Source organism: Streptomyces sp. NPDC059398, from assembly GCF_042751845.1.
GTDB lineage: Bacteria > Actinomycetota > Actinomycetes > Streptomycetales > Streptomycetaceae > Streptomyces.
Genome location: NZ_JBHYWP010000001.1, coordinates 13011 through 23665 on the forward strand (window position 1 = coordinate 13011; position 10655 = coordinate 23665).

At 70.8% G+C, this 10655-nt stretch carries 6 protein-coding genes; 2 read left to right on the forward strand and 4 right to left on the reverse strand.

The features are described 5' to 3' along the window. Positions 1-126: 126 nt before the first annotated feature. The 4 genes from ACFXBC_RS00075 to ACFXBC_RS00090 all read right to left on the reverse strand — a co-directional run bounded on the left by ACFXBC_RS00075 (position 127) and on the right by ACFXBC_RS00090 (position 6906). Positions 127-3981, reverse strand: a complete 3855-nt coding sequence (locus ACFXBC_RS00075; RefSeq protein WP_385016508.1) for a multifunctional oxoglutarate decarboxylase/oxoglutarate dehydrogenase thiamine pyrophosphate-binding subunit/dihydrolipoyllysine-residue succinyltransferase subunit — start codon at positions 3979-3981, stop codon at positions 127-129. Between the two features lie 269 nt (positions 3982-4250). After that, positions 4251-5417 (reverse strand): ATP-binding protein, encoded by a 1167-nt coding sequence (locus ACFXBC_RS00080; RefSeq protein ID WP_385016511.1) that lies wholly within the window; start codon positions 5415-5417, stop codon positions 4251-4253. After that, positions 5414-6151: a response regulator transcription factor gene (locus ACFXBC_RS00085; RefSeq protein WP_385017065.1), complete on the reverse strand. Its 738-nt coding sequence runs from the start codon at positions 6149-6151 to the stop codon at positions 5414-5416. Before ACFXBC_RS00085 ends, ACFXBC_RS00080 begins: the two co-directional genes overlap by 4 nt. A gap of 137 nt (positions 6152-6288) precedes the next feature. Then, positions 6289-6906, reverse strand: coding sequence for a spermidine synthase (locus tag ACFXBC_RS00090; protein WP_385016514.1), 618 nt, complete (start codon positions 6904-6906; stop codon positions 6289-6291). A gap of 211 nt (positions 6907-7117) precedes the next feature. Here ACFXBC_RS00090 and ACFXBC_RS00095 point away from each other — a divergent pair, with 211 nt between their 5' ends. Both ACFXBC_RS00095 and lon read left to right on the forward strand, forming a co-directional pair. After that, complete coding sequence (locus ACFXBC_RS00095; RefSeq protein WP_385016517.1) at positions 7118-7990, forward strand: rhomboid-like protein; 873 nt, start codon at positions 7118-7120, stop codon at positions 7988-7990. 83 nt (positions 7991-8073) lie between these two features. After that, complete coding sequence (gene lon, locus ACFXBC_RS00100) at positions 8074-10476, forward strand: endopeptidase La (protein ID WP_385016520.1); 2403 nt, start codon at positions 8074-8076, stop codon at positions 10474-10476. The last annotated feature ends 179 nt before the right edge of the window (positions 10477-10655 follow it).

Consider the following 10655-nt stretch of genomic DNA (forward strand, 5'->3'; position numbering starts at 1 on the left):
TGGGTGGGGGGGGGGGGGGGGGGTGTGGTGGGGGGGGGGGGGGGGGGGGGGGGGGGGGGGGGGGGGGCGCCCCCCCCCCCCCCCCCCCCCCCCCCCCCCCCCCACGGGTGGATCCGCTCGTACCGCCTAGGCCTCGAAGACCTCGGCGACCAGCTGGGCCTGCTCGGCCTGGTGGCGCTTGGCGGAGCCGACCGCGGGCGACGAGCCGTGCGGCCGCGAGATGCGGCGCAGGCGCTCACCGTGCGGGACGTCGGCGCCGACCGCCAGGTCCAGGTGGTCGATCAGGTTGAGCGCGATGAACGGCCAGGCACCCTGGTTCGCCGGCTCCTCCTGCGCCCAGAGGTACTTCTCGGCGTTCGGGAACTTGGCGATCTCCGCCTGCAGTTCGGCACCCGGCAGCGGGTACAGCCGCTCCAGACGGATGATCGCGGTGTCCGTGACGCCGCGCTTGGTGCGCTCCGCGTCCAGGTCGTAGTAGACCTTGCCGGCCGTGAAGACCACCTTGCGCACGGCGGCCGGGTCGACGCTGTCGTCCCCGATCACCGGACGGAAGCCGCCCGTGGTGAACTCCTCCGCCTTCGAGGCCGCCGCCTTGAGGCGCAGCATCGACTTCGGGGTGAAGACGACCAGCGGCTTGTGGTGCGGGTTGTGCACCTGCCACCGCAGGAGGTGGAAGTAGTTCGACGGGAGCGTCGGCATGGCGACGGTCATGTTGTTCTGCGCGCACAGCTGGAGGAAGCGCTCCGGGCGGGCGGACGAGTGGTCCGGGCCCTGGCCCTCGTAGCCGTGCGGGAGGAGCAGCGTGACGCCGGAGGTCTGGCCCCACTTCTGCTCGGCGGCCGAGATGTACTCGTCCACCACGGTCTGCGCGCCGTTGACGAAGTCACCGAACTGCGCTTCCCACATGACCAGCGACTCCGGGCGGGCCAGCGAGTAGCCGTACTCGAAGCCCATCACCGCGTACTCGCTGAGCAGCGAGTCGTAGACGTTGTAACGCGCCTGGTCGTCGGAGAGGTAGAGCAGCGGGGTGAAGTCCTCACCGGTCTTGCGGTCGATGAGCACCGCGTGCCGCTGGCCGAAGGTCCCGCGGCGCGAGTCCTGGCCGGAGAGGCGCACCGGGGTGCCCTCCAGGAGCAGCGAACCGATGGCGAGGGTCTCGCCCATCGCCCAGTCGATCGTGCCCTCGTCGATCATCGCGGCCCGGCGCTGCACCTGCGGCAGCAGCCGCGGGTGGACGGTGATCCGGTCCGGGATGTTGACCTGCGACTCGGCGATGCGCTTCACGACCTCCTGGGAGATCGAGGTGTCCACGGCGACCGGGAACTCGGCCTGCGGGACCGGCACCGACGCCTCGGACGGCTCGGACGTGGCCTCGCGTACCTCCGCGAAGACCTTCTCCAGCTGGCCCTGGAAGTCCTGGAGCGCCTGCTCCGCCTCTTCGAGGGTGATGTCGCCGCGGCCGATCAGGGACTCGGTGTAGAGCTTGCGCACCGAGCGCTTCTTGTCGATCAGGTCGTACATCAGCGGCTGCGTGAACGAGGGGTTGTCGGCCTCGTTGTGACCGCGGCGGCGGTAGCAGATGAGGTCGATGACGACGTCCTTGTTGAACGCCTGACGGAACTCGAACGCGAGGCGCGCGACGCGCACCACGGCCTCCGGGTCGTCGCCGTTCACATGGAAGATCGGCGCCTCGATCATGCGGGCCACGTCGGTGGCGTACATCGAGGAGCGCGACGACTCCGGGGCGGCGGTGAAGCCGACCTGGTTGTTGATGACGATGTGCACGGTGCCGCCGGTGCGGTAGCCGCGCAGCTGCGACATGTTGAGCGTCTCGGCGACGACGCCCTGGCCCGCGAAGGCCGCGTCTCCGTGCAGCGCCACCGGGAGCACGGTGAAGTCCGTGCCGCCCTTGTTGATGATGTCCTGCTTGGCGCGCGCGATGCCCTCGACGACCGGGTCGACGGTCTCCAGGTGGGAGGGGTTGGCGGCCAGCGAGACCTTGATCTGCTCGCCGTCGAGACCGGTGAAGGTGCCCTCGGAGCCGAGGTGGTACTTCACGTCGCCCGAGCCGTGCATCGACTTCGGGTCGAGGTTGCCCTCGAACTCGCGGAAGATCTGCGCGTACGACTTGCCGACGATGTTGGCCAGCACGTTGAGACGGCCGCGGTGGGCCATGCCGATGACGACCTCGTCCAGGCGCGACTCGGCCGCCGAGTCGATGACCGCGTCGAGCAGCGGGATGACGGACTCGCCGCCTTCGAGCGAGAAGCGCTTCTGGCCGACGTACTTGGTCTGCAGGAAGGTCTCGAACGCCTCCGCCGAGTTCAGCCGGCGCAGGATGCGCAGCTGCTCCTCGCGCTCGGGCTTGGCGTGCGCGCCGCGCTCGATGCGGTCCTGGATCCACTTGCGCTGCTTCGGGTCCTGGATGTGCATGAACTCGACGCCGGTGGTGCGGCAGTACGAGTCGCGCAGCACGCCCAGGATGTCGCGGAGCTTCATCATCGACTTGCCGGCGAAGCCGCCGACGGCGAACTCGCGCTCCAGGTCCCACAGGGTGAGCCCGTGCTCGACGATGTCCAGGTCGGGGTGCTTGCGCTGCTTGTACTCCAGCGGGTCGGTGTCGGCCATGACATGGCCGCGGACCCGGTAGGAGTGGATCAGCTCGAAGACACGGGCGGCCTTGGTGACGTCGTTGTCGTGCGAGACGTCGATGTCCTTGAGCCAGCGGACCGGCTCGTACGGGATGCGCAGCGCCTCGAACAGGTCGTCGTAGAAGCCGTTCTCGCCGAGCAGCAGGTTGGCGAGGATCCGCAGGAACTCGCCGGACGCGGCGCCCTGGATGACCCGGTGGTCGTAGGTCGAGGTCAGGGTCATGACCTTCGAGACACCCAGCTTGTTGAGGGTGTCCTGCGAAGTGCCCTGGAACTCGGCCGGGTAGTCCATCGCGCCGACGCCCATGATGAGGCCCTGACCGGGCATCAGGCGGGGCACGGAGTGGACGGTGCCGATGCCGCCGGGGTTGGTGAGCGAGGCGGTGACCCCGGTGAAGTCGTCCATCGTCAGCTTGTTCGCGCGGGCGCGGCGGACGATGTCCTCGTACGCCTGCCAGAACTCGAAGAAGTTGAGCGTCTCGGCCTTCTTGATGGCCGCGACGACGAGCTGGCGGTCGCCGTTCGGCTTCACCAGGTCGATGGCGAGGCCCAGGTTGACGTGGGCCGGCTTGACCAGGGTCGGCTTGCCGTCCTTCACTGCGAAGGAGTGGTTCATCGACGGCATGGCCTTGAGGGCCTGCACCATCGCGAAGCCGATGAGGTGGGTGAAGGAGACCTTCCCGCCCCTGGCGCGCTTCAGGTGGTTGTTGATGACGATGCGGTTGTCGAAGAGCAGCTTCACCGGGACCGCGCGGACGGAGGTGGCCGTCGGCAGTTCCAGCGAGGCGTTCATGTTCTTCGCGACGGCGGCGGACGGGCCGCGCAGCGTCACCAGCTCGGGGCCGGCCGGAGCCTCGGGCTCGGCGGCGGGCTCGGCCTTCGCCGCGGGCTTGGCGGCCGGGGCCGGCTTGGCGGCGGCCGCGGGCTTCGCTGCGGCGGGCGCGGCCGGAGCCTGGGCCTGCGGCGCGGCGGGCGCTGCGGCCGGGGCACTACTGGGCTTGGCGGGCGCGGCCGGAGCCGCTGCCGTGGTGGGAGCAGCCCCCGCGGCTGCGCCACCCTGCGCGGCGGCCGCCCGGCCGCTCTCGCCCGACTGGTGGGGAGGGCTCGCGCTCACCGGGTCCGCACCCGCGGTGGGAGCACCGGCAGAACCTGGCTTGTAGTCGGCGAAGAAGTCCCACCAGGCACGATCGACCGAATTCGGGTCCTGGAGGTACTGCTGGTAGATCTCGTCGACGAGCCACTCATTGGGACCGAAAGCATCGGCAGGGCTCTTGCCCTGCTCCTCCTGGTCGGTCGAGATGCTCGAATTACTGGGGGACTGAGACGACACGGCGGCAACCGCCCTCTTCCGCTTCACAAGGTGATGGACAGCGGAAATAAAGGCTACGCCTCCCTGGCCTGGAGGTGCAGGCCGGGCGGGGCAACGTCGCGCAAGTCACACTCGAAAGCTGGTTTCGGGGCTTGAAATGGCGGGAAACAAGCGTGGTTCCGCACCATCCGGGTATGACGCGTCACAGCTACCGCCCCTTGGCCGGCACCCTCTGACGTGCGTACCCGCGGGTTCATTACGGAACGCGGGCTTCCGCTGAAGACTTTACGTCAACTTGGTGTTCTCGATACGCCCGGAAGAGTGACGCGTATCCGGCAGCCACGGGATGATTCGGCCACCCCGATCCGCCCGCCGTGGAGATCGACCGCCCAGCGGGCGATGGCCAGACCGAGTCCGGTGCCGCCGTCGCTGCCCGGACCGTGCGGGGACGGGGCGCGGCCCCGGTTGAAGCGCTCGAAGACCCGGTGCCGCTCCGCCTCGGGAATCCCCGGGCCCTCGTCCTGGACCTCCAGATCCAGTGACTCGGGGTGCGGTCCGCGCCGGGCACGGACGGTGACCCGGCCGTGCGGCGGCGAGTGCTTGACCGCGTTGTCGATCAGATTGGCGACCACCTGGTGGAGCCGCTCGGCGTCCGCGTGCGCCGTCAGCTCGGGTGGTGAGACATCCAGATGGAGATGGACGTCGGTACGGGTGTGCTGGCCACCGGAGGCCGAGGCGCCCGCGCGCTGCGCGGCTGCGAGATTCGCCTCCTTCAGTACGCCCGAGAGATACGGCCACACCTCGAAACGGGCCGCTCTGAGCGGCACCACGCCGTTGTCCAGCCGGGAGAGGTCGAGCAGGGTCTCGACCAGCCGCCCCAGCCGCTCGGTCTGCTTGAGCGCGGTGCGCATCGTCTCCGGGTCGGCGGCCGACACCCCGTCCACGACGTTCTCCAGGACCGCCCGCAGGGCCGCGATCGGGGTCCGCAGCTCATGGGAGACATTCGCCACCAGCTCCTTGCGGTGCCGGTCCACCGCCTCCAGGTCCTCGGCCATCCGGTTGATGGTGGTGGCCAGGTCGCCCAGCTCGTCCCTGCGGTCGGCGCCGCTGACCCGCCGGGTGTAGTCACCGTGCGAGATCGACCGGGCGACCGTGTTCATCTCGTCCAGCGGCGAGGTCAGGCTGTGCGCCACGAACTGGGTGATCAGCATGGAGGCGATCACCGAGAACACCGTGATGAACCGCAGCTCCGTCTTGGTGCGCAGCGCCACCAGCAGCAGCCCCGTGGTGATGAAGACCGACACCACCACGAGCGTGCCGAGCTTGGCCTTGATCGAGACCGGCAGAGGCCGCTCCCGGCTCCACGGCCACGGCCGGGACAGCGCCCGCCCCAGGGTCCGGCCCGGATCCCCGGGCCGGAAGGTGCTCCAGGTCCGCCCGGGGCGCGGGCGGCTCATGGTGCCGGGGTCTCCAGGGCGTAACCGACACCGTGCACCGTACGGATGCGCTCCGCGCCGATCTTCCGGCGCAGCGCCTTGATGTGGCTGTCCACGGTCCGGGTGCCGGAGGCGTCGGCCCAGTCCCAGACCTCCGCGAGCAGCTGCTCGCGCGAGAGGACGGCGCGCGGGGTGTTCGCCAGGCAGACCAGCAGGTCGAACTCGGTGGGTGTCAGATGCACGTCGTCGTTGCGCACCCGCACCCGCCGCTGGGCGTGGTCGATCTCCAGCTCACCGAGGCGCAGGATGCCGCTGCGCGGTGTCGACGCGGCGATGGTCGCCCGCTCCACCCGCCGCAGCAGGACATGGACGCGCGCCGCCAGCTCACGCATCGAGAAGGGCTTGGTCATGTAGTCGTCGGCGCCGACCCCGAGCCCGACCAGCATGTCGGTCTCGTCGTCGCGGGCCGTCAGCATCAGGACCGGCACCGGCCGCTGCGCCTGGACGCGGCGGCAGACCTCAAGGCCGTCGAAGCCCGGCAGCATCACGTCGAGAACCATCAGGTCCGGCTGCCAGCCCGCCGCCGCGTCCACCGCGGCCGGGCCGTCCGTTGCCGTCTGCACCTGGAAACCCTCGGCCCGCAGCCGAGCGGCGATGGCGTCGACGATTGTCGGGTCGTCCTCGACGACCAGCACCCGGCGCTGGGCGCCCGGCGTGGCCGCGACGCCGTTGTGGGTGGTGTGTGTCTGCTCCATCGCCCGCCCCTGGAAGTGCGCTTGGTGTGCGTTCTGCTGCGTACGCGGCTGTTTCAGCTGCGCCACTTGGACAATCGGACACGGCATCCGTATCTCATCTGCCGGTCAGCAGACTAGATGCACGGACGCCGTCCCGGCTACGCAGGGCGAACACCGAGATGGACCACGTCAGGCACGCCCCGGGCAACTGGGATCTCTTCGGTCCTTACCCCGCTGAAACCGGCATTCCGCAAGGCTTCTTCGAAAGTCGCCGAGGGCTGGGCCGACCAGACGGCCAGGATTCCGCCCGGTTTGAGCCGTTCCATGCAGTCTGCGAGCCCCCTGGGGGTGTATAGGCCGCCGTTGTCATCGGTGACCGTCCACCCCGGCCCGTTGTCGATGTCCAGGCACAAAGCGTCATATGCCGATGTGGATTCGCGCATGTGAGCGACCAGATCGGTGGGCAGGATCACAGTCCGGGGATCGGCGAGCGCCGCGCCGGAAATCCGGGCGAGCGGGCCCGTCAGATGCCAGTCGACGACCGCCTGCTCGCGTTCGACGACCGTGATCGTGCCCCACCGGGGGTCCGCAGCGGCGTGTGCGAGTGAGAATCCGACGCCGAGCCCGCCGATGAGCACGGAAGGACGGTCGCAACCGGCCGGCAGCGCGGCCAGTGCCGCGTCGATCAGCAGCCGCTCCGAACGGCCGTCCGACGTGTCCATCAGGAAGCACCCGTTGGCGATGATCTCGAAGTGCTCCCCGCGCTCGCGCAGCACGACCTCGCCGTACGGGCCCTCGCGCCGGTCCAGTGTGCGTACGTCCTCGGTATCGATGGGTTTCCCCCTGGTCGGCCCCGGACGCCGCGGGCGGCGCGGGGGTTGCTTCGTGTGGTGCACCTCATAGGCGCGTTCGGAGGCTATCCCGGAGAGTGAACGTTGGGGGGAGTGGAGGCGAACGGACGGACCCACTGCCGACGGGACGGACAGAGTGGACCACATACAGCGGACACGACGCCCGGCCGGTGCCACCGGCCGCACGCTGCTGCGCCTGCTGCCCACCCCCGCCGGAACGCCCTTCACCTTCGTCTACGTCCTGGTGCTGATCGCCACCTCGCTCTTCGCGCAGCACGCCGACCCGCACACCGTCGCGGCCCTGCTGCGCGACTCCAGTACGGACATGGCGCATCTGGCGCGCACCCCGCTGCTCGTCCTGGTGAGCAGCGCCCTGTGGATAGCCGGCGGCCTGTTCTCGGCGTCCGCCGTGGGGTTCCTGCTGGTCCTCACCGCCCTGGAGCGCCGGATCGGCGCCCTGCGCACCGGTGTGGTCTTCCTGACGGGCCATGTCGTGGCGACGCTGGCCACCGAACTCCCGGTCGGTGTCGCGGTCGCCGCGGGCCGTCTCCCCGACTCCTCCCTCCACCGTTTGGACTACGGCATCAGCTTCGGACTGATGGCCGGGGTCGGGGCGCTGGCCGGGCTGCTCCCGCCGCTGTTCCGCTGGCCCCTCCTGGCGGCGGTCGGCACGGCGCTGGTCCAGGCGCTGCTGGCCTTCGGTGACCCGCTCACCGACTGGGGGCACCCGCTCTCGCTCACCATCGGTCTGGCCTGCTGGCCGCTGGTGCGCCGCTGGGCGGCCGAAAGGGACCGGGCCCGCCCGGCAGCCGCGCTCGCCGAGCCCGCCGCGCCTCCGGGTTCTGCCGTGCCCGCCGTACCGCCGACCGTGCCCGCCGCGCCCTTCGCGCTCTCGCTGCCCGCCACGCCCTCCGCGCTGTCCCTGCCGGTCGCGGCGACCGGACCGGCGGGTGGGCCCGGGACCTCCCCCGATGCCTCCCCGGCGGCATCCCCCGGCTCCGATCGCTGAGAGCGAACACCCGCCCGGGAACACCAGCCCCCTCGCTCAGCATTGAGTGTGCATAGCTCAACTTCACTGCCTAAGGGGAGATCATGGCTGACACGTCCACACCGCTCACCCTGCCCGTGCTGCCGCTCGACGACGAGGTCGTGCTGCCCGGAATGGTGGTGCCTCTGGACCTTTCCGAAGCGGACGTACGCGCCGCGGTGGAGGCCGCCCAGGCGTCCTCCGCCCGCTCCAGTGGCAACAAGCCGCTGGTCCTCCTCGTTCCGCGGCTCGACGGCAGCTACGCGGACACCGGCGTCATCGGCACCGTCGAACAGGTCGGCAGACTCTCCGACGGAGACCCCGGCGCTCTGGTCCGCGGCCGTGGCCGGGTGCGCATCGGCGCAGGCACCACCGGACCCGGCACCGCGCTCTGGGTCGAGGCGGTACGGGTCGACGAGACCGACCCCGAGCCGCTGCCCGGCGCCGTCGCCGCACTGGTCAAGGAGTACAAGGCCCTCGCCACCGACTGGCTGAAGAAGCGCGGCGCCTGGCAGGTCGTCGACCGCGTCCAGCAGATCGAGGGCGTATCGGCCCTCGCCGACAACTCCGGCTACTCACCTTTCCTCACCCTCGCCCAGAAGACCGAGCTGCTGGAGACCGCCGACCCGGTGGCCCGGCTGAAGCTCGCCGTCACATGGCTGGGTGAGCACCTCGCCGAGCAGGACGTCGCCGAGTCCATCGCCAAGGACGTCCAGGAGGGCGTGGACAAGCAGCAGCGCGAGTTCCTGCTCCGCCGCCAGCTGGAAGCCGTACGCAAGGAGCTCTCCGAGCTGAACGGCGAGGCGGACGACGAGTCCGACGACTACCGGGTCCGCGTCGAGGCCGCCGCACTCCCGGAGTACGTCAGGGAGGCCGCGCTCAAGGAGGTCGAGAAGCTGGAGCGCTCGTCCGACCAGAGCCCCGAGGGCTCCTGGATCCGGACCTGGCTGGACACCGTTCTCGAACTGCCCTGGAACGAACGGACCGAGGACGAGTACGACATCAGGGGCGCCAAGGCCGTCCTGGACGCCGAGCACTCCGGTCTGGAGGACGTCAAGGAGCGCATCACCGAGTACCTGGCGGTCCGCAAGCGCCGCGCCGACCGCGGCATGGGCGTCGTCGGAGGCCGCCGCGGCGGCGCCGTACTGGCGCTCGTCGGACCGCCCGGTGTCGGCAAGACCTCACTCGGTGAGGGAGTGGCGCACGCCATGGGCCGCAAGTTCGTCCGCGTCGCGCTCGGCGGCGTACGGGACGAGGCGGAGATCCGCGGACACCGGCGTACGTACGTCGGGGCCCTGCCCGGACGGATCGTGCGGGCGATCAAGGAGGCCGGCTCGATGAACCCGGTCGTCCTGCTCGACGAGATCGACAAGGTCGGCTCGGACTTCCGGGGCGACCCGGCCGCCGCCCTGCTCGAAGTGCTCGACCCGGCCCAGAACCACACCTTCCGGGACCACTACCTGGAGGTCGACCTCGACCTGTCCGATGTGGTGTTCCTGGCCACGGCGAACGTGCTCGAAGCCATCCCGGAGGCGCTGCTCGACCGGATGGAGCTGGTCAGGCTCGACGGCTACACCGAGGACGAGAAGGTCGTCATCGCCCGTGACCACCTGCTGCCCAGGCAGCTGGAGCGCGCCGGTCTCGAACCGGGCGAGGTGACCCTCGACGACTCCGCGCTGCGCAAGCTGGCGGGGGAGTACACCCGGGAGGCAGGCGTACGGAATCTGGAGCGGTCCGTCGCCCGGCTGCTGCGGAAGGTCGCGGCCCGGCACGAACTGGGCGAGCAGGAGCTGCCGCTCACCGTCACCGACACCGGGCTGCGGCCGCTGATCGGGCGGCCCCACCATGTGCCGGAGTCCGCCCAGGACCCGGCGGAGCGCCGTACGGCGGTGCCCGGTGTGGCCACCGGGCTCGCGGTCACCGGCGCGGGCGGCGACGTCCTCTTCGTCGAGGCGTCGCTCGCCGACCCGGAGACCGGTGCGGCGGGGCTGACCCTCACCGGGCAGCTCGGCGACGTGATGAAGGAGTCGGCGCAGATCGCGCTCTCCTTCCTGCGCTCGCGCGGCGCCGAACTGGAGCTGCCGGTCGCGGATCTGAAGGAACGCGGGGTGCACATCCACTTCCCGGCGGGCTCGGTGCCCAAGGACGGCCCGAGCGCGGGCATCACGATGACGACGGCGCTGGCTTCGCTGCTCTCCGGCCGTCAGGTCCGTACGGATGTGGCCATGACCGGCGAGGTGTCGCTGACCGGGCGGGTGCTGCCGATCGGCGGTCTGAAGCAGAAGCTGCTGGCGGCACACCGTGCGGGCATCACGACCGTGGTGATCCCCAAGCGGAACGAGGCCGATCTGGACGATGTGCCCGCCGAGGTGCTCGAAACCCTGGAGGTGCACCCGGTGACGGACGTCCGCCAGGTCCTGGAGATCGCGCTGTCCCCGGCGGAGGTACGGCTCCCGGCAGCCGCCTGACGGCTCCGGCGCCGCACCGGCGTCACACGGGCCGGCGTGGACACGGACCGGCGTAAACATGGGCCGGCGTGGACACGGAAGAACGCGGGGGCCCCCGCCGAGTGGCCGGGGGCCCCCCCGGGGGGGGGGCCCGGCGGCGGGCCCCCGGGGGGCCCCGCCTCCCGGGGGGGGTGGCCGGG